The sequence below is a fragment of the Photobacterium marinum genome, assembly GCF_000331515.1.
In the GTDB taxonomy this organism is placed as follows: Bacteria; Pseudomonadota; Gammaproteobacteria; order Enterobacterales; family Vibrionaceae; genus Photobacterium; species Photobacterium marinum.
Map to the genome: position 1 here is coordinate 41,752 of NZ_AMZO01000011.1, position 20,720 is coordinate 62,471.

A 20,720-nucleotide genomic window follows, 5' to 3' on the forward strand; every position below is an offset into this window, starting at 1 on the left:
GTTATCACATGTCGGACAGTATTTGTATCTCGGTTTCTGATCACCGAGGGACTTCTCATTATTTAATTAACCGCTTTAAGAAGCGCTATTTTTTCCTCGGGTTCATTATCCTGTTATCCATGCTCTCTTCTGCCGGTTACAGCATTTACAGCTTGTACCAGCAAACCATTTTGTCGGATCAGCAGCTTAACGAACTCAATGAACAGACAGAGCAGCTAACCGCTTCGCTGTATGAAGAAAATGCTACCAATCAGGCCCTGTCACAAGAGCTGTCAGATAAAAAAGCGGCGCTGGCCCTGCTGACCCAGCGTATTGATGATGTGGAAACCATCCTTGGCCTGCAGTCTAACGATGGCGAGGTGCTACCGCTTGAACAACGAATCGACAGTGCAGCGGTAAGCTCTGCCGTACGCGGTACCCTATTCCGTCTGTTGCCAAACGGCAACCCGACACCGGGGATCCGGATGTCATCCCAGTACGGTGTTCGTATCCACCCGGTCACCGGACGCCGTAAATATCACCGCGGACTGGATTTCGCCGCCAACATCGGCACCCCAATTTATGCACCGGCTGATGCTGTGGTAGAGGTGGTTCGTCCGAGCAAGAAAAAAGGCTCAGGTAATTTCCTGAAACTTAACCACTCTATGGGCTTTGCCACCACTTACTCGCATATGAAGAAATTCAACGTCAAACGCGGCCAGTTTGTCCGCAAAGGCGATTTGGTTGGCTGGACCGGCAATACCGGCCTGTCAACCGGCCCACACCTGCATTATGAGATTCGCTTCCTGGGCCGCGCCCTGAATCCGCGCCCGTTTGTAGAATGGACACCGGAGAACTTTGACTCGCTGTTTGAAAAAGAGAAAACGGTACAGTGGGCCCACCTGCTGGAGATGTTCAATAATATTGTATCGATGCAGGTTCAGCTGACTCACCATGTACCGGAATCGGTCGCGCCGATCAAAACAGCCAGCAACCAGGAAGTGGCACCGGATCAGCGCCAGCTCTGAGTTGCGAACACAAAGATCTGATATAAAAAACGAGAGCGCGACTCTCGTTTTTTATTGTTTTTTGCTTGCCGTATAAATCGGACTACAGCGCCACCCGCTCAAAAGCCGTCAGTGCTTCCTGCAAGTCTTCAACTGCAATGATCTCAATGCCATTCACCTGACGGCTGGCATTGGCTTTCGGCACAATCGCGCGGGTAAAGCCCTGCTTGGCGGCTTCACGAATACGCTCTACCCCGTTGGCGGCCGGACGGATATCCGCATTCAGGCCGATTTCCCCGAACACCAGCACATCCTGCGGGATCGGTGCATTCTTGAAGCTGGAGAAAATCGCCAACAATACAGCTAGGTCAGCAGAGGTTTCTTCTACCTTGATACCGCCGACACAGTTGACGAAAATATCCATGTCCGACAGCATCACCCCGCCGTGGCGGGCTAGTACTGCAATCGACATCGCCAGGCGGTTGGAATCATAACCAACGGTCAGGCGGCGCGGGTTCTCGGTGACCGAGTTGTTACACAGCGCCTGCACCTCCACCAGCAGCGGACGGGTGCCTTCCCACAGCGTGGTACATACTGAACCGGCGTGGTTCTTGTCCGAACGGCTGAGGAAAATCGCCGACGGGTTCTTCACCTGCTTCATCCCGGTCTCTGTCATCGCAAAGAAACAGGACTCGGAATCAGCACCGAAACGGTTTTTGGAAGTACGCAGTACCCGGAACTTCTCATCGGAAGTCGACGACAAGGAAAACAAACCGTCCACAATGTGAATAAGCTGCATCGGGCCGGCCACATTGGAGTCTTTATTGATATGACCGACAATCATGAAGGTCACCCCTTCAGTTTTGGCAAAACGGGTCAGCGCCGCTGCCGACTCTTTCACCTGGCTCGGGCTACCGGCGGCCGACTCATTGTGAGCGACGGTCATAGTCTGGATTGAGTCGATAATCACGAACTCAGCTTTTTGTGCAGTAATATGGTTGAGGATTTGTTCAACCGAGGTTTCTGCCACTACGCTGATCTTATCGATATTAGGGGTACCCAATCGCTTGGCGCGCTGTGAGATCTGGTGAATCGATTCCTCACCGGACACATACAGCGCCTGCTTGCCTGCTGCTACCGAGCCGATACTCTGCAACAGCAAAGTCGATTTACCCGCCCCTGGATCACCGCATAACAGTAAAACAGATCCCGGTACGATACCGCCACCGAACACCCGATCCAGCTCGGAAATACCCGAGCTATAGCGCGGCAAATCTTTACTCTCGACTTCCGAGAGCTTCTGAACTTTGGTTGCTGCACCGGCATAACTGTTGGCCGCTGAGGATGCCGATGCCCCGACCGCCGAGCGGGTTTTCGGAATGGTAAATTCCGTAATTGTGTTCCACGCGGCACAGGCGCTACACTGGCCCTGCCAGCGAGGAAAGTCTGCACCACATTCACTGCACACATAAGCGCGCTTGGTCTTGGCCATGTTTCACCTTACTAACTTGATCTACAGCACACTATTCCATCGCAGGATTCTTAAACTGGTAATTCCAGCCGGAATCCTAATGACAAAAAATTCTTTTGCTGCAAAATACAAATATTAAACTTTGGATCAATGTATCAAAAAATCTATGTTGCCGGACGACTATAAAGGACTGATCGAAAAACTGATACCGGTTTACGACAGTGATGACTTTGAAGACGTGTTTCTGCTGATGACCAGCGAAGCCAGCGGCCCTGCTCGTCTTCAAATCAAAATGGAGCTTAACCGTATCATGGCCCCCTGCCGCCAGGTAGTTGATCTCCGAGGCCGGGTAAACGGTGAATGCCGTCCCTATGAGCTAGGTGGACTACGCCATTGGCTCGATGATGTAGCCATCAACACCTACCATAAACGCATCAAGCATTTCGGCGGCAAATTCCGCGTCGGCCTTTACGAAGCGCTGATGAATACTCGCAATAACTTTCGTATCCTCCACCAGCAGCATAAGCAGGAAACCCATACAGCAGAGACACCCCGCCGAGATACTCAGTTTGATGCCAGCCTGATCCGCTTCGGCCATTACCTTACGCGGGAAGAAAACCGTCTGCAAATCACCACCCCGGTTGAACTGGCTCTGCCATTCAAACAAACGGTACATGGTGTTACCTCAGATTTATCCTGCTCCGGAGCAAAATTCAAGGTACCTTCGGCATTTAAATACAACCTGGGCATGTCGGTAAAAGCAACTTTTCCCCAAATGGCAGAAAAGTTCAGTGATCCCCGCCTCGCTAAAGGCGTGGAATACCGAATCCTGGGAATTGATGACAACAAAGATAACGACAGCTTCAAGTGGTTGCGCCTTAAAATTACCAGCGACAATACCGCCATCAAGCAAGCTATCGAACAGAGCCTGAGGCAGTCACACCACCGCACCAAAAAAAATCATGAAGATGAAGTGATCAAAGCCCGTACCAAAGGCTATGAGCACTGCTTCCTCAAGCATACCTCCAGCATGCCGATGTTCTTTGCCGGTAACAAACTGGAGTATTGCCTGCTGACCGAGCACAACCGTCATATCTGGGATCACTGGCACGACGAGCGCAACCAGCCGGTTATCAACCACCTGCTTTCAACTGAACGGATGGCAACTCTGGGTAAAGCAGGACTGAAGCAGTGCAGCACACTGATCTACAGTTTCTGCCATGAGCACAGCCAGAAAAGCTTTTTCTATTCAGCGGCTCTGCCGGAAATGACCATGGAAGAGCGCCAGCTTTTCTGGCATGTCGGCGCAGTGCGCAACAGCTGGCGGGTAAGCCGCCTGACGGTTTACCCGATTGAACAGGATTGCCTGGACGAACTGCAGGAAATCGCCCCCGAGATGGTTGATAAACTGAGCGTCCTTACTCACATCGGCATCCTACAAGATCTGACTAACGAAGAAGCACAGCAGGACTACCGGCTGACAATGAAGCCCCAGCTGTCAGGTAAGGCTTTGCAGCCATTCCGCCACCCGCGTAATCCTGTATCGGACGCCAAAGCCATCTTCTTTGATCCCAAACCACAACGTTGTGAGTCGCGGTTTATGTTCGAAACCCCTATCGAACTCAGTTCCTCAGATTTACCGACCATGACCGGAGCAACCGTCGACTTTTCTATCAGCGGCCTGAACCTGAATCTGCATCAACCATTGCCGCTAAGGCGAGGTCAGGAGGTGAGCATTAGCTTCACCGAGCTACAAAAACAGGATAAAAGAGCACCGCTGACCCATATCCCGTATCGTGTGATCAGAGTGAGCCCTAATCACCAGAATATCCAGCTGACCACCGGCAGCGGGGAAAGTGCCTGGCGGGGAGAGCAGTTCCTGCGCCGCCTGATCCAGCATAATGAAAGTAAGCTGACCCAGACCGAAGAACCGCTGCCAACCGGTGATCTGCTGCTGGCAATGCACCGGATGCTGCTGACTCACCTGAATATGATCCCTTACTTCACAGAGAAAGTGGATCATAAGATGAAAATCCGGGCAATCTGCAGTAATTACCCGCTTCCGGCCCTGCCAAAAATTTTCAACCAGGCCGCTGGTGGCAATGGCTATTCGCTGGAACCGATTTTCCGTAATCGGGTGAAACGAATGCTGGCGGAAACCATGCGACCAGTTGAAATCCACCAACCTTATATCCATGAGATGTACCTGAAACTACATATCAATGGCGGGCGGATACAACGCATCGACAGCAAACTGCGTGATGAATTTGATAACACCGAGCAACGGATAAAATTTATCAGAGAAGCGAAAAAACAAGGCGGTTTTATGGCGCTGAGGATCACCGCAGTACCGGTACTCAACCCGATGACCGCCCTGACGGGACTGGAACTGGGTGCACTGGCAAAGAAAATTCTTCACCGGGCCCGAGCTCTGGAGATGGAGTTCACGTCACTGGCGGGATGCGGTGAGATGTACGATATCACCGATGAGGTAATGGTTCGACTTGAAGTTGGATGACGCAAACAAATCAATCCCAGGGACCGGAAACTAAAGCAAAGCCAAGAACAAGTAGTCAGTAACTAAACACAAAAGCGAGAACCACCGACTCTCGCTTTTTATTTCAAACGGCCTGCTTTCAAGACATGATCAACGAAGCAGACAGAATACACATCACCCCGCCAAGGTCGGCATAACGGATCACCGCAGGAGCCTCTGCTTCTACTTTCGGTTTAGCATGGTAGGCAATCCCCAACCCTGCCGTTTTCAGCATGAGAAGATCATTGGCACCATCACCAACTGCAACTGTATTAGCCTGCGAAATGCCGTACTGCTCAGCCAGGTTCAGCAAAATATCAGCCTTCACCCTGGCATCAACCACTTTGCCTAACACATGTCCCGTCAGTTTGCCGTCGATAATTTCCAGCGTATTTGACTGCGCATGGGCCAGATCCAGCTCCTGCTTCAAGTAATCAGAGAAATAGGTAAAACCACCGGAAGCAATCGCCGCCTTCCAGCCATGGTGATGAAGAGACGCCACCAGTTCGCGCAGCTCCGGCATCATCGGCAGAGTTGAGCGCACGCTTTCCAAAATGCCTTCATCGGCTCCGGCCAGCTTCGATACCCGTTGGCGCAGGCTCTGTTCAAAATCCAGTTCGCCCTGCATGGCCCTCTCGGTCACTTCCGCCACCTGCTCGCCGACACCGGCCAGCACCGCCAGCTCATCAATGCATTCAATTTCGATGGCAGTGGAATCCATATCCATCACTACCAGTCCCGGCTGCGATAAATCCGGTAAATCACTGACTCGGGTACAGTCAAGCTTAGCCGCAATCACAGCCTGCTCCAGCGCATCAGAGAAGGCATTGCCGAGCAACAAGGCATCATAGCTACCGACTGTCCAAGTCGCTGTAACATCCAGCGTCTCTCCGGCCTTTTCATTCAATCCTGATAACAACTCAGCAGTGATCCCGCGGCCAAAAACCAATACGCCGGCCTTTTTTCGGTCTAAATTTGAAGCATCACCGATAGCGGGATAATGCTGTTGCATCGAAGTGTGTTTTTCAATTTTCAGCACGCTAACTACATCCATGTTTATGGGTTGGTCATAATATTCAACAGCTACCAAAGTACCCTATTGCAATTTATTTGGGCAAGCCCCAATATGGCATTCGAACATTTCGACCATATTGTTGGCGACGTTAAGATTATGAAACTAAGAACAAAGCGACTACACCGAGCATGGCAAATTCTGGTGCTGATCATCTGCTTAGGCGGGCTGGTTGCCATGCTGGAGTTTGGCTCGGATATCACCATCCGCAACTACCAAGCTCTGACTAATCAGACTCAGTCACTGGCTCGTATGGTCGTGCGCCAGGCTGCCGAAACAGCCGCCAACGATATGATCGACAAGAAACAGGACAAACTGCAGTCTCTGGTACAGCAACTCTCACAGGAACCGCTGATCCTTGATGCGACTATTTACGATCTGGAAGGGGTCACCGTCGCCAAAACTGAAGAATCCATGCCGCTTGAACAGGTTACCGGAATATCTACCCCGCTGTCGGTTGCCAGCTTCGGCCGCCTGCAGTTGATTGAGCCGATCATGGCTGAAGGCCAGGTGGTGGGCTTTGTCCGCATTACCTTAGAGCAGGGGCGACTGCTGGAACACGCCGCCAGCCAGGTTGAGTACATGACCAATACTATCCGCGGATTGGTAATTGCTGCGCTTATCATCGGCTTCCTGCTGGCATTTACCTTCGGCCGCCGCAAGGATATCTGGCACTTCCCGTTCCTGCTTACTTCAAACGCGAAAGACTGATCTGAATTGGATATGCTCAGTTAATAACTGAGCAAACAACCTCCCGACACACAGCACATAGAAAAAGGGCTTGCCATCGGCAAGCCCTTTTCAATATCCAGATACTTCTATCCCGAGGATTACTCTGCGTCACCCAGAAGAACAGATTCCAGTGCGATTTCCATCATTTCGTTGAAAGTCAGCTGGCGCTCTTCAGAAGTTGTCGCTTCACCACGCAGGATGTGGTCAGAAACAGTACAGATAGTCAGTGCCTTAGCACCAAACTCTGCTGCAAGACCGTAGATACCCGCAGCTTCCATTTCAACACCAACGATGCCGTACTTCTTCATAGTCTGGAAGAAGTCGAAATCAGGGTTGTAGAACAGGTCAGCAGAGAAGATGTTACCAACTTTAACGTCAACACCTTTCGCTTTCGCCGCTTCAACAGCATTCTGAACCATACCGTAGTCAGCCAGTGCTGCGAAATCATGGTCACCAAAACGGATACGGTTAACCTTAGAATCAGTAGATGCGCCCATGCCGATAACTACGTCACGTAGGTTTACGTCGTCACGAACTGCACCACAGCTACCTACACGGATGATTTTCTTAACGCCGAAGTCTTTGATCAGTTCAGTCGCGTAGATTGAGCAAGAAGGGATACCCATACCGTGACCCATTACAGAGATCTTACGGCCTTTGTAAGTACCAGTGTAACCAAACATGTTACGAACATTACAAACTTCCTTTACGTCTTCCAGGAAAGTTTCTGCAATGTACTTAGCACGTAGCGGGTCACCCGGCATCAGAACAACATCTGCAAAATCACCCATTTCTGCATTAATGTGAGGAGTAGCCATCTTTTATTTCCTTGATTTATCCGTTTTCCGTTGGATGCTTCTGTCCAACATCAATTTGCTATTTTTGAAGTGCTGTTTCGAACTATAAAACTATAGAACGAAACAGCGGCAGGGATAGGTTTCCGTGATTACAGGAATGACTTACCGTATTCCATATCGGTTGTACCGAAGTATTCTGCCAGTGACTGGCCGATATCGGCAAACGTTTCACGGCGACCGAGTGAGCCAGGCTTCACTTTAGGACCTGATACAAGAACAGGGATGTGCTCACGAGTATGGTCAGTACCTTCCCACGTAGGGTCACAACCGTGGTCTGCTGTCAGGATTAACACGTCATCTTCTTGAAGCAGTTCAGTAATTTCCGGCAGGCGCTTATCGAAGTATTCCAGTGCTGCAGCATAGCCAGCTACGTCGCGACGGTGGCCGTAAGCTGAATCAAAATCTACGAAGTTAGTAAACACGATAGTGTTGTCACCCGCTTCCTTGATTTGCTCAAGTGTAGCTTCGAACAGCGCAGGAATACCGGTTGCTTTCACTTTCTTAGTGATGCCGCAGCCTGCGTAGATGTCAGAGATCTTACCGATAGAAACAACGTTACCGCCTTTCTCGTCAACCAGCTTCTGCAACACAGTTGCTGAAGGTGGCTCGATAGACAGGTCACGACGGTTACCGGTACGCTCAAACTGACCTTTACCGGCGCCGATGAATGGACGCGCGATAACACGACCGATGTTGTAGTCTTCAAGCTCTTCACGAACGATCTGGCAAAGCTCCATCAGCTTGTCCAAGCCATAAGTTTCTTCATGGCAGGCAATCTGGAATACAGAGTCAGCAGAAGTATAGAAGATTGGCTTGCCAGTCTTCATGTGCTCTTCGCCCAGGTCATCCAGGATTTGAGTACCTGATGCGTGGCAGTCACCCAGGTAACCAGGCAGCTGAGCGCGTTCAACGATGCGATCCAAAAGCTCTTTAGGGAAGCTGTTGGAGTGTTCAGTGAAGTAACCCCATTCAAACAGTACAGGTACACCAGCAATTTCCCAGTGGCCAGACGGAGTGTCTTTACCTGAAGAAATTTCTTTTGCGTGAGCGAAAGCACCAGTGATTTCAGCATCCGCATCCAGACCTGCAGGGTATTCACCTGAAGATTCTTCGCACGCCTTGGCCAGACCCAGTTTCGTCATGTTAGGCAGGTGTAGCGGGCCGCTGCGCTCGCCGTTGTCAGCTGCGCCGCGGGCACATGCTGCTGCAATATGACCAAGTGTATTGGCACCAGTATCGCCGAAATCAGCGGCGTCTTCTGTTGCACCAATACCGAAAGAATCTAGTACAAGGATAATTGAACGTTTCATTTTGACTCCATTAAACATCTTCAGGACGAATGCGGCGGTATACCTCTGGGGTCGGTTCAGGTTTCTGTTCAGAAACCACGATGCTTTCGCGAACCGCTTTAGCCGCTTCTTCCCATTGAGCTTCTGTGCGGGCGTGGATGACAGCCAGCGGAGTTTCCGCATTAACTTCATCGCCCAGACGGATCATGTCACTCAGACCTACTGCATAGTCGATCTTGTCAGTCGCAACGCGGCGACCGCCACCCATACCAACAACTGCCATACCCAGGCCGCGAGTATCCATTGAATATGCGTAACCTGTAGTTTCAGCAAATACCGGCTTAACAATGTCTGCTTTTTCCAGGTAGTTGTCGTAGTTCTGCATGAAGTCCGCAGGGCCGCCCAGGCCAGCAACCATCTTGCCGAAGCACTCTGCCGCTTTACCGTTGTCCAGTACAGCCTGCAGCTTAGCACGAGCTTCTTCCAGATCAGCCGCCAGGCCGCTGTTTACAAGCATTTCGGCACACAGTGCCATGGTTACTTCGAATAAGCGAGGGTTACGGTATTCACCGGTCAGGAATTGCACCGCTTCGCGAACTTCCAGTGCGTTACCAGCTGTTGAAGCCAGTACCTGGTTCATGTCAGTCAGCAGAGCTGTTGTCTTAGTACCGGCACCGTTTGCTACCGCAACAATAGATTTAGCCAGCTCTTCAGACGCTTCGTAAGTTGGCATGAAGGCACCTGAACCGACTTTCACGTCCATTACCAGCGAACCAAGACCAGCAGCCAGTTTCTTAGACAGGATAGAACCTGTGATCAGGGAGATGTTATCAACCGTTGCTGTCACGTCACGAGTAGCGTAAACACGCTTATCTGCCGGTGCCAGATCGCCAGTCTGACCGATAATTGCCACACCTGCGTCTTTGGTCACCTGACCGAATACTTCATTAGAAGGGGTAATGTTGTAGCCTGGAATTGCTTCCAGTTTGTCCAGCGTACCACCGGTATGGCCCAGACCACGGCCAGAAATCATAGGTACGAAACCGCCACATGCTGCAACCATAGGGCCAAGCATCAGTGAAGTTACGTCACCTACACCACCGGTAGAGTGCTTGTCGACGATTGGGCCGCCGAAGTTCATGTGATCCCAGTTAATAACCATGCCGGAGTCACGCATGGCACAAGTCAGGGCAACACGTTCATTCATGGTCATGTCATTGAAGTAGATTGCCATTGCGAATGCTGCAATCTGACCTTCAGAAACTGTGTCTTTAGCCACACCCTGAATGAAGAAGTTGATTTCGTCAGCCGTTAGTTCGATGTTGTCGCGTTTTTTTCTGATGATTTCTTGTGGTAAATACATGGTATTCCCCAATTCTGATAATTTGTGTAGGGCATATGACGATTTACCTCGTAAAGCCGATTTGTACATCCTAAATCGCTTTACGGCATGATTCTCGGCCGCAAGAATGCTGCTCGTGCCTAAAACCCGGCAAGAACCACACAGTAAACAGTCACGGAAATAAATAAGGTGGCATTCATTGCCACCTTACGAGATAAGATTAGTAGCCGCCTTCAGCCGCTTTTTCGCCTTCGCCTAGCGTATGTAGCAGGTTAGCTAGCAGGCTAGATGCACCAAAGCGGTAGTGCATGTTGTCAGCCCAGTCAGCACCGTGGATGCGATCCGCCATTTCCAGGTAAGTCTTCGCATCTTCAGCAGTACGAACGCCGCCAGCTGGCTTGAAGCCAACAGTCTTCTCTACGCCCATCTCTTTGATTACGTTCAGCATGATTTCAGCAGATTCCGGTGTCGCGTTCACTGGCACTTTACCAGTTGAAGTCTTGATGAAGTCAGCGCCTGCTTTGATTGAGATTTCAGATGCTTTCTTGATCAGTTCTTCTGTCTTCAGCTCACCAGTTTCGATGATTACTTTCAGAAGGATGTCGCCACATGCTTCTTTACACTGCTTAACCAGTTCGAAGCCAACTTCCTCATTACCAGCCATCAGAGCGCGGTAAGGGAATACTACGTCAACTTCGTCAGCACCGTATGCAACAGCAGCTTTCGTTTCAGCTACTGCGATTTCGATGTCGTCGTTACCGTGTGGGAAGTTAGTTACAGTTGCAATACGGACTTCAGGTGTACCTTGCTCACGCAGCTGCTTCTTCGCAACAGGGATAAAACGTGGGTAGATACAGATAGCTGCTGTGTTGCCTACAGGGGTTTTCGCGTTCTTACATAGCTCGATCACTTTTGCGTCAGTGTCGTCATCGTTCAGAGTTGTAAGATCCATTAGTTTAAGTGCACGTAGTGCAGCAGCTTTTAAATCGCTCATGACTATCTCCAGTCCAGTTATTTTCTACCAAGCTTATAGAAACTGTTCCATACGCTTGACGGCAATCTATTCCTATACCGTCAAACGGCCCGCCTACAGCGAACAGTTAGATGAGCGGACTTGGTTCCTTGAAGACTCAGGAAAGCAATGCGAGATTACCAACCTGATTGATATCCATTTCACCGCGCAAGACACCAGGGTAACCAACGCATCTTGCAATAAGTGCCGTTCAGCAAACCGTGACAGTACTCCCATCACGACGGGGAAACGCTGAAACAGCAATCGTCAATTCTTGATGGTGCTCGCTAATAATACCAAGCTCTTTTACGCCCCACCATCAAAGTCGTGTTTCCATCCGTGCACAATGTGTTTACGACTATAGATTAGAGTAAACAATTGTTATTACTTGATAAATTACTCATCAAGTAAAGAAACGCTCCACAAGCCACTGGTAAAAAATACCACCGGCATACACCCCGAAAATACCCATGACACCGGGCAGAACCGGCGGCGCAGGAATGGGCAGTTTTATTGCTGAAAACAAGACCCCGACAATAAAACCTGCCGCCAGCGCCAGTATGGTTTCGCTCATAACTTTTCTCTCTGTGTTATACAGCACAAGAAAAGTGTAGCCCGCGGTCACTGGGGGTGCCGTTGTAACGACAAGATTGATAGTAACAAAGGGAGCTCACCAAAATCGGAGCGCAATCGATTAAACAGAACAAAGTTTCACACGTTACAAGGTTTTTACCAAATCTGTTGAATAGACATAAGTGAAGAGATGCGGCAGGAAAAGGACGAGGAGTTACACATACAAAAACGCCACAGCATGGCTGTGGCGTTTAATATACTTACTGAATTAAATCAGTGATTACATTGCGTTCAGGCTTACAAACAGGCCAGCGATAGTTGCAGACATCAGGTTAGATAGAGTACCTGCTGCTACTGCCTTCATACCGAAGCGAGCAATGTCGTGGCGACGGCTTGGAGCCAGACCACCCAGACCACCAAGTAGGATTGCTACAGAAGATAGGTTAGCAAAACCACACAATGCGAAAGAAATAATTGCTGAAGTCTTGTCAGTAAGAACAACTTCTGCACCTTCAGCTAGGTAAGGAGCAAAGTTCAGGTAAGCAACGAATTCGTTCACTACCAGTTTCTGACCGATGAAAGAACCAGCGATAGTTGCTTCTTCCCATGGAACACCGATTAGGAATGCCAGAGGAGAGAATACGTAACCAAGGATCAGTTCCAGAGTCAGCTCTGGCATACCGAACCAACCACCGATACCACCCAGCAGGCCGTTGATCAGTGCAATCAGACCGATGAATGCAAGAAGCATCGCACCAACGTTCAGAGCAAGCTGCATACCAGAAGATGCACCAGCTGCTGCTGCGTCGATAACGTTCGCTGGTTTCTCGTCTTCAGATACTGCATCGCCAGCCATCTGCTCGATTGGCTCTTCAGTTTCAGGCTTGATGATCTTAGCAAATAGCAGACCACCTGGTGCAGCCATGAAAGATGCCGCGATTAGGTATTCCAGAGGTACACCCATTGAAGCGTAACCAGCAAGTACACCACCAGCAACAGACGCCAGACCACCACACATAACCGCAAACAGCTCAGATTGAGTCATCTTAGGTACAAACGGACGAATAACCAGAGGTGCTTCGGTTTGACCTACGAAAATGTTAGCTGTAGCAGACATAGATTCGGCACGAGAAGTACCCAGTGCTTTCTGCAGACCACCACCAAGGATGTTGATAACAACCTGCATGATGCCTAGGTAGTAAAGTACGCTAATCAGTGCTGAGAAGAATACAATTACAGGAAGTACACGTAGGGCGAATACGAAACCGCCACCACCGAACACTTCAAACATCTTAGGTGAAGTCAGGCCACCGAATAGGAAGTTGATACCGTCGTTACCATAGTTGATAACATTGGCAACAGCAGTAGACATGCCGTACAGCACGTCACGACCTACAGGCACATACAGTACAAAGGCACCCAAGCAGAATTGGATGGCAAATGCACCACCAACAGTACGTAAATTAATAGCTTTGCGGTTATCTGATAGTAGTACAGCTAGACCTAGCAGTACTGCCATCCCAACCAGGCTCATAAACAGGCTCATAGTTTATGGCATCCCTTTAGTTAAGTTTGGCGTCTCGACAATTCGGCTCATTAAGAGTCCGGCGCATTATACTCATGCCGTGACCGATAAAACTAATGCGGATATCACACTTTCCTAGGAAAGAAAGTGAAAGCAAAACCACAATTGTGACGCTACTCACAAACTACTTATTAACCAAAGCAACCGTTTGGCATTTTCGTTTGCTTTAGCGATCGAGATCACATCGAAATTCGAAACAATTCAGCCGTAGTTAAACTGGTGGCCAACTCGATTTCCGACTGGGACTCAGGCCTGATATCGGCTAACGCCTCAATGATGTTGCATAGCCTGTCGGGACGGTTCGGTTGTCCCTGAAAGCCAGCAACGGGCATATCCGGCGCATCGGTTTCCAGCATCAGTGTTGCCAGTGGCAAAGCTGCGATTGTATTGCGGGTTTTATTCGCCCGCTGATACGTTATCGTTCCCCCTACGCCAATTTTGATCCCCAGCTCAATAAGCTGTTGTGCCTGAGGCAAACTTCCGCTGAAACCGTGATACACACCACCCGCTGACGGCGGATGTTGTTTCAACAGTCTTAACAGCTCCGGAAAGGCTTTTCGACAATGGAGGATTACTGGCAATGCATACTGATTAGCCAGCTCCAGTTGCGCCCTGAGTAACTCAATTTGCTGTTCCCGATCAGCACCGACAATGGCAAAGTCTAGTCCACATTCACCGACAGCAACGCATTTAGATGCGTTTTGTCCCGTGTCTGCGACAGCTTTTGCCAACTGCTGTTTCAGCCCTTCCAGCGCACCACTCCCGTGCTCCTCACTGAAAAACGGATGCAGGCCAAGGGCATAGAACAGCTCATCAAATTGCGAGCAGAGACTCTGCACTCGCTGCCAATTTCGTTGCCCGACAGAAGGAATAATGATTTTTCCGACTCCGGCACTATGGGCCAAAGCCAGATAGTGCTTGGGATCGGAATCGAAAGGTTCAAAATCGAAGTGGCAATGGCTGTCGATGAGCATGGTAAATCTTACTCTCTGGGTTATACCAAACTGAATAATAATCTGGCTCTCAGAAAAACGCTGGCGATTAACTCAGCCCGATGTCACCGACTCTCATCAGGACACCGGATTACTTTGGCGCTAACTCTTCTTAGCAACCATAACGATCATACTACGCCCGGTCGCCAGAATGGTATTACCCTGATATTTCGGTGCCTGCTCAATCGTATAAATATCTCCGGGACTTGGCTCGGCAGTATTGATCAGTATGTGCCAATCACTACTGTTTCGATCCGGGATAGTGAACTCCAGCGGATCCCAGTAAGCATTGCAAATTACATACAGCTCATCTTTGGTGATCGGATGGTTAACCGTTAGTGCCAGCGAGTGGGAATGTTCAGACCAATCCGGCTTGTTCGGCTCCGTGCCATGCCAACTAATCCCGACATTTTCCAGCACCGAGCTGAGCGACATATGCATATTCCAGTCGATCGTCGGCTCAGCACTGCGGATCTGGCTAAGTTGAGTGACAAAACGATGAATATCAGCATGCTTGTCAGCTAACCGCCAGTCGAACCAGCTGATTTCGTTATTCTGGCAATACGCGTTGTTATTGCCCTGCTGAGTCCGCCGTACTTCATCGCCCATGCAGATCATCGGCGTCCCCAAAGAGAGAAACAGAGTTGCCAGCATGTTTTTGCACTGACGGTTCCGAATATTATCAATTTCAGCTATCGCGGTCGGGCCTTCGATTCCGTAGTTACTCGACACATTATGGTTATCGCCGTCACGGTTGTTTTCGCCATTGGCATGGTTATGTTTTTTGCTGTAACTGACCAGATCATTGAGGGTAAAGCCGTCATGGGCACAGATAAAATTCACCGACCTGTGCGGTGAGTGGCGGTGGCTACAGTAAATATCTGGAGAGCCTAAGATTCGCGATGCAAAACGGCCGACATAACCGTTATCACCGCGCCAGAATGCCCGGACATCATCGCGATATTTGCCGTTCCATTCATTCCAGCGGTCGCCGATAAACGAACCGACCTGGTACAAGCCTGCGGCATCCCAGGCTTCAGCAATGATCTTGGTACTGCTAAGGATTGGATCCGAATCTATCGACCACAGTAACGGCGGCTCTTTCATCGGATGCCCTTGACTGTCTCTGGCCAACACCGAGGCCAGGTCAAAACGAAAACCGTCGACATGCATTTCAGTTACCCAATAATGCAAGGCATCAATAATCATCCGCCGCAACACACTGTTATTGGCATTGCAGGTATTGCCACAACCACTGTAGTTAGCGTATTTGCCATTACTTTTATCCAGCAAGTAGTAGGCCCCGTTCTGCAAGCCCTTAAAGCAAAATGTCGGGCCGCTCTCATCGCCTTCGGCGGTATGGTTGAACACCACATCCAGAATGACTTCAATCCCGGCTTTGTGAAGCTCCCGGACCATAGTTTTAAATTCATTTATCGCCACCAGAGGTTCTTTTTCGACACTGTAATCGGCATGAATCGCAAAGAAGTTTATCGGGCTGTATCCCCAATAGTTTTGCCGTCCTTCCGGTGCATCCTGAACATCAAACTGCTGTATCGGCATCAGCTCTACCGCCGTCACCCCAAGCGACTTCAGGTACGGAATTTTCTCGATAATCCCGGCGAATGTGCCCTGTCGGGTCTCTTCGATACCGGATGACGGATGCCGGGTAAACCCTCCGACATGCATCTCATAAATCATGGTATCGGTAAGCGAATGATTGGGTGATGTAGCCCCCTGCCAGTCAAACCCGTGCTGATCTACGACCATACTGAGCATACTGGATCCCATGTTCGAACCGGGACCGATGGCCCTATCGCGACTGTAATTCTGCCCGAAGCAAATCGCCTGGCTGTAAGGGTCGATCAACACTTTATCCCGGTCAAAACGCAGACCGGTACGGGGTTTCCACGGCCCGGCCACCTGAAAACCGTAAACCTGGCCATGACCGATACCGGTCACGAACACAAACCAATAATGACCGCGCTTGTGGTCTACGGGGTTTAATTCAATCGACCGAAACGGCTGACTGGCATCCGGGTTATCAAACAACAGTAACGTCACCCGGGTGGCATCTTTGGAATAAAGGCTGAAGTTTACGCCCTGATCTTTCATTGTTGCGCCCAGCGGATAGGGCTCTCCCTGCAAGGCTCTGATTTCGTTCTCGGCGAAAAATTCCATTACGCCCTCCTTTATCTGATGCAACTAATGGAATATTAAGCTGTAACCGTCAGAAGGAAAGAGAGCCAGGGCAGATCCGTAGAAATGTCATAAAAAAAGCCGCCACGATTGTGACGGCTTTGTCGATCGGTAGGCTAAGGCCTGTAACAAAATTGCTTAGTGCTCACGGGTTGCACGGAAATCAATGTCCGGGAAGCGCTCTTTTGCCAGGTTCAGGTTAACCATGGTCGGAGCGATGTAACTCAGGTTATCGCCGCCGTCCAGTGCCAGGTTAGACTGGTTCTTACGTTTGAATTCTTCCAGCTTCTTGGCATCGTCGCATTCAACCCAACGTGCTGTCGCTACGTTAACGCTCTCGTAGATTGCTTCTACGTTGTATTCAGCCTTCAGACGGGCAACAACCACGTCAAACTGAAGCACACCAACCGCACCTACAATCAGGTCGTTGTTCTGCAGCGGACGGAATACCTGTACCGCACCTTCTTCAGACAGCTGTACCAGACCTTTCAGCAGCTGCTTCTGTTTCAGAGGATCTTTCAGGCGGATACGACGGAACAGTTCCGGTGCAAAGTTAGGGATACCAGAGAACTTCAGAGATTCACCCTGAGTGAAGGTATCACCGATCTGGATAGTACCGTGGTTGTGCAGACCGATAATATCACCCGCGTATGCGTTCTCAGCACGTGCACGATCACCGGCCATGAAGGTTACCGCATCAGAAATGCTGACGTTCTTACCGGTACGTACGTGGTTCATCTTCATGCCCTGGGTGTAAGTACCCGATACAATACGCATGAAAGCAATACGGTCACGGTGCTTAGGATCCATATTTGCCTGGATCTTGAACACGAAACCGGAGAATTTCTCTTCCGTTGCTTCAACAACACGCTCGTTTGTCTGGCGAGTCTGTGGCGCAGGCGCCCACTCAGTCAGACCGTCCAGCATGTGGTCAACACCGAAGTTACCCAGTGCAGTACCGAAAAATACCGGTGTCAGTTCACCTTGCAAGAACAGCTCACGGTCAAATTCGTGTGATGCACCCAGTACCAGCTCAAGCTCTTCACGCAATTGCTCTGCCAGCTCTTCACCAATTTCGGTATCAAGTTCAGGATTGTCCAGACCTTTAATGATGCGAACGTCCTGGATTGTGTGGCCCTGACCTGTGGTGTAAAGAATAGTCTCGTCACGGTGGATGTGGTACACCCCCTTGAACTCTTTACCGCAGCCGATAGGCCATGAAACCGGTGCACAAGCGATGTTCAGCTCGCTCTCAACTTCGTCAAGCAGCTCCATCGGATCACGGATATCACGGTCAAGTTTGTTCATGAAGGTGATAATTGGCGTATCACGCAGACGGGTAACTTCCATCAGCTTACGGGTTCGATCCTCTACACCTTTCGCTGCGTCGATAACCATCAGACAGGAGTCAACAGCAGTCAGGGTACGGTAAGTATCTTCCGAGAAGTCTTCGTGTCCCGGGGTATCCAGCAGGTTCACCAGGCTGTCGTTGTATGGGAACTGCATTACCGATGTTGTTACCGAGATACCACGCTCTTTTTCCATTTCCATCCAGTCAGACTTAGCATGCTGGTTGGAGCCACGGCCTTTTACCGTACCGGCTTTCTGGATCGCGTTTCCGAATAACAGAACTTTTTCGGTAATCGTTGTTTTACCCGCATCCGGGTGAGAAATGATCGCAAACGTACGACGTTTGTTCACTTCAGATAGAAAAGACATAAGCGCTGATAATCCTGTGAGAGATTTCAATAATCGAGTCGCAGCCCTGCTGATATTTCAGCGAAAGGCTGTCGGGCTCCTGGTTCGGCACCGCTATTCGGTTACTCACCGGCACAAGTGCCGGCCAGCGAGCCACTGGAGCCAAAAGATGGCGGAATTATACGCAAACTCCGCGGAAAGTCACAGCGGTAAACCTATCCGGTTTACCGCTTATAAAAGGTTAAGTCGCTACATGAACATATAAGTCATGATCAGGGCGTCTTCCCGTCCTGTCGCTGTCGGATAGTAATCCTCACGGCGGTTGATTTCATTAAAACCAAGGGCTTCATATAACTGAAATGCACGGGTGTTGCTGGCCCGAACTTCAAGCCAGATTTCCTCAGCATTGCCCTGTGCCAGACAATCAATAAAGCCTTCCAGCAAAACCTTGCCGTAACCCTTACCCTGAAAAGCCGGATCAACGGCAATATTCAGCAACGTTGCCTCGCCAACGATATTCTGGCCAAAACAATAACCGACAACCTGGTCGCCAGCCTGCAAAACTAAATTAACAGCAAACTTACCCGGCTCTTTACGGATCAGCGATTCAGACCAGGGAAATGCGTGAGCAGCCTGCTCAATACGCCAGACATCGTCCAGGTGATGTGGCTCAAGTGATACAATTTTATGAGTCATATGAACAAATTTGTTGCCATAGGGCTTTTTTGCCTGCTGGATTGGTATGCATTTGTTTCAGTGATACCGAGGTCAACAGTCGGCTACCCGCAGGATTTCCCCCCTGACAGCCAGCCAACCAGCACCAGGTCAGATGATGTTCACGAATCTGCTCCAGCGCCTGCGGCGGCACCAGCAGCGCCTGCTCCGGCGTCAGCTTCATGCTCTGCAGGATCCGGCCAAATAACCAGCGGTCATGTTCGTCCAGTTCATCTTCGCAGACAAACAGCAGTTTGCATTTCTCGGGAAGATCAATCACAGGCACCTGCACCTCAGGAAAAAAAGATGGCTTTCTTACCTGCCAGTAAGTCAGGTCCATTTCCTGCAAAACCTGTATATCTCGCTGTTTCATCCTCTTACCATTCTCTGTGTGGTGGTATCACTCCGGCGTGCGATCCTACCAGAACCGCCCCGCCAAACTGAATTATTATCCATAAAAATACCACCCGAAGGTGGCATTTTTGCAGTTCATGAGCAAAGCAAAGTTAAACGTCTGAAAATTCAGCGCTGTACTCCACCAGCCCATTTCTGCCAGCCAGGGTACCCGGGATCAACTCCAGCACCATGAATGCCTCATCAGGCACCGGCCAACTGCAGCTCAGGCCATAATCTGAAGCCTTCACAAAACCGACCTTCGGGTAATAATCACTGTGGCCCAGCACAACAGTAACCGGGTAGCCAAACTCAGCCAGCGTTTCTTTCGCTTCTTCCATCAGTGCCAGGCCAATGCCCTGACGCTGAAACTCCGGCTTCACTGCCAGCGGAGCCAGCCCCTGCCAGTTATCATCCTGACCATCGACAGTCACCGGGCTGAAAAACAGATGGCCGATAACCTCACCTTCATCACTGCAGGCCACCAGCGACAATGTGCAACGGCCGTTTTCGCGCAGTTTCATTACCAGGTTGGCTTCAGCTTCAGTTTCAAAAGCGGCTTTCAGTAACCTGTCGATAGGCAGAATATCTGCCGGTGCTTCAGTTCTAATGAGCATTAATTACCTCGTGTTCTGCAGCAATATCCTGCATGCCTTTCTGGATGAAGTCCGCAGACTGCTCCAGTACAAATTTAACCGGGGCCGGCAGTGAATCCAGATCGATACTGTCCATCAGGTTCTTCACTTCCAAGCCTAGTTCGGTGTCACCTTCAATGCGCAGACGGCGCTGGAAGAAAAGGGTATCCGGGTCTTCTTTGCGGGCTGCAATCAAAACCAGATCATTGCAGTCGCCGCTAAAGCTAACATCTTCCTGCTCAACGTGCTCAGATACAACCAGCTTTTCATCCTGGTAACTGATGTGCCAGCGCAGGCCCAGATCTCTGACTTCCACTTTCAGCCAGCGGTCTTCCAGAAATTCAAAGTCACCGTCTTCCAGCGCTTCTTTGAACACCATCGCCAGGCCATCCAGCATCACTTTCTTCTGGACTGCAAAGGGGGTCAACTTTGCTGGCACACGGATCAACGCCGGGCCATGCTGTACCATATGCTTTCGTAGTTGAGCAATCACTTTATTATCCTGTCTGTTTCACACTTATTGATCGATTGTAGGGTAATGAAGGCGGTGCTTTTTATGCCTTGGGTCAAAAAAAACGTTTCTATGCTCGCAAAGTTTGGAATTGCGCCTTCATCACAGGTTATAGTATCCGGC

The 20,720-nt window shown here is 50.0% G+C and carries 18 protein-coding genes; 3 read left to right on the forward strand and 15 right to left on the reverse strand.

The window, feature by feature from the left end:
- Positions 1–8 precede the first annotated feature (8 nt).
- Complete coding sequence (locus C942_RS08720; protein WP_007464772.1) at positions 9–1,007, forward strand: M23 family metallopeptidase; 999 nt, start codon at positions 9–11, stop codon at positions 1,005–1,007.
- 82 nt (positions 1,008–1,089) lie between these two features.
- Here the strand turns inward: C942_RS08720 and radA are convergent, their stop codons facing one another.
- Entirely contained in the window at positions 1,090–2,478 is a 1,389-nt protein-coding gene (gene radA, locus C942_RS08725) for a DNA repair protein RadA (RefSeq protein WP_007464774.1), read from the reverse strand.
- A 121-nt stretch (positions 2,479–2,599) separates the two neighbouring features.
- Here radA and C942_RS08730 point away from each other — a divergent pair, with 121 nt between their 5' ends.
- Positions 2,600–4,975, forward strand: a complete 2,376-nt coding sequence (locus C942_RS08730) for a PilZ domain-containing protein (protein WP_232428157.1) — start codon at positions 2,600–2,602, stop codon at positions 4,973–4,975.
- Positions 4,976–5,093: 118 nt separating this feature from the next.
- Here C942_RS08730 and serB read toward each other — a convergent pair whose 3' ends face one another.
- The gene (serB, locus tag C942_RS08735; RefSeq protein ID WP_007464777.1) at positions 5,094–6,032 is read right to left on the reverse strand and encodes a phosphoserine phosphatase; all 939 of its coding nucleotides are present in this window, start codon (positions 6,030–6,032) and stop codon (positions 5,094–5,096) included.
- An 87-nt stretch (positions 6,033–6,119) separates the two neighbouring features.
- On the opposite strand from serB, the gene C942_RS08740 reads away from it, so the two are divergent.
- Entirely contained in the window at positions 6,120–6,776 is a 657-nt protein-coding gene (locus C942_RS08740; RefSeq protein WP_007464778.1) for a YtjB family periplasmic protein, read from the forward strand.
- A gap of 119 nt (positions 6,777–6,895) precedes the next feature.
- Here C942_RS08740 and deoD read toward each other — a convergent pair whose 3' ends face one another.
- From deoD to ubiT, 13 genes are all read right to left on the reverse strand, one after another.
- Complete coding sequence (gene deoD / locus C942_RS08745; protein ID WP_007464779.1) at positions 6,896–7,615, reverse strand: purine-nucleoside phosphorylase; 720 nt, start codon at positions 7,613–7,615, stop codon at positions 6,896–6,898.
- Positions 7,616–7,743: 128 nt separating this feature from the next.
- Positions 7,744–8,964 carry a phosphopentomutase gene (deoB, locus tag C942_RS08750; RefSeq protein WP_007464780.1) on the reverse strand — a complete coding sequence of 407 codons (1,221 nt, stop codon included), beginning with the start codon at positions 8,962–8,964 and terminating at the stop codon, positions 7,744–7,746.
- Between the two features lie 10 nt (positions 8,965–8,974).
- Positions 8,975–10,306, reverse strand: a complete 1,332-nt coding sequence (gene deoA / locus C942_RS08755; protein ID WP_007464783.1) for a thymidine phosphorylase — start codon at positions 10,304–10,306, stop codon at positions 8,975–8,977.
- Positions 10,307–10,505: 199 nt separating this feature from the next.
- Positions 10,506–11,279, reverse strand: a complete 774-nt coding sequence (deoC, locus tag C942_RS08760) for a deoxyribose-phosphate aldolase (protein WP_007464785.1) — start codon at positions 11,277–11,279, stop codon at positions 10,506–10,508.
- A gap of 421 nt (positions 11,280–11,700) precedes the next feature.
- Positions 11,701–11,871 carry a XapX domain-containing protein gene (locus C942_RS08765; protein ID WP_007464786.1) on the reverse strand — a complete coding sequence of 57 codons (171 nt, stop codon included), beginning with the start codon at positions 11,869–11,871 and terminating at the stop codon, positions 11,701–11,703.
- A gap of 279 nt (positions 11,872–12,150) precedes the next feature.
- The gene (locus tag C942_RS08770) at positions 12,151–13,416 is read right to left on the reverse strand and encodes a NupC/NupG family nucleoside CNT transporter (RefSeq protein WP_007464788.1); all 1,266 of its coding nucleotides are present in this window, start codon (positions 13,414–13,416) and stop codon (positions 12,151–12,153) included.
- Between the two features lie 218 nt (positions 13,417–13,634).
- On the reverse strand, positions 13,635–14,429 hold the full coding sequence (locus C942_RS08775) for a TatD family hydrolase (protein ID WP_007464790.1): 795 nt from the start codon (positions 14,427–14,429) through the stop codon (positions 13,635–13,637).
- 120 nt (positions 14,430–14,549) lie between these two features.
- Positions 14,550–16,628 (reverse strand): glycogen debranching protein GlgX, encoded by a 2,079-nt coding sequence (gene glgX, locus C942_RS08780; protein WP_007464792.1) that lies wholly within the window; start codon positions 16,626–16,628, stop codon positions 14,550–14,552.
- A 156-nt stretch (positions 16,629–16,784) separates the two neighbouring features.
- Entirely contained in the window at positions 16,785–18,365 is a 1,581-nt protein-coding gene (prfC, locus tag C942_RS08785) for a peptide chain release factor 3 (protein ID WP_007464793.1), read from the reverse strand.
- Between the two features lie 228 nt (positions 18,366–18,593).
- Entirely contained in the window at positions 18,594–19,040 is a 447-nt protein-coding gene (gene rimI, locus C942_RS08790) for a ribosomal protein S18-alanine N-acetyltransferase (RefSeq protein ID WP_007464796.1), read from the reverse strand.
- Positions 19,030–19,431 (reverse strand): DNA polymerase III subunit psi, encoded by a 402-nt coding sequence (locus C942_RS08795; RefSeq protein WP_007464798.1) that lies wholly within the window; start codon positions 19,429–19,431, stop codon positions 19,030–19,032. The genes rimI and C942_RS08795 overlap by 11 nt, the downstream gene beginning before the upstream one ends.
- Before the next feature lie 133 nt (positions 19,432–19,564).
- Entirely contained in the window at positions 19,565–20,068 is a 504-nt protein-coding gene (locus tag C942_RS08800; RefSeq protein WP_007464800.1) for a GNAT family N-acetyltransferase, read from the reverse strand.
- The gene (gene ubiT, locus C942_RS08805) at positions 20,058–20,579 is read right to left on the reverse strand and encodes a ubiquinone anaerobic biosynthesis accessory factor UbiT (RefSeq protein ID WP_007464803.1); all 522 of its coding nucleotides are present in this window, start codon (positions 20,577–20,579) and stop codon (positions 20,058–20,060) included. The genes C942_RS08800 and ubiT overlap by 11 nt, the downstream gene beginning before the upstream one ends.
- Between the last annotated feature and the right edge of the window lie 141 nt (positions 20,580–20,720).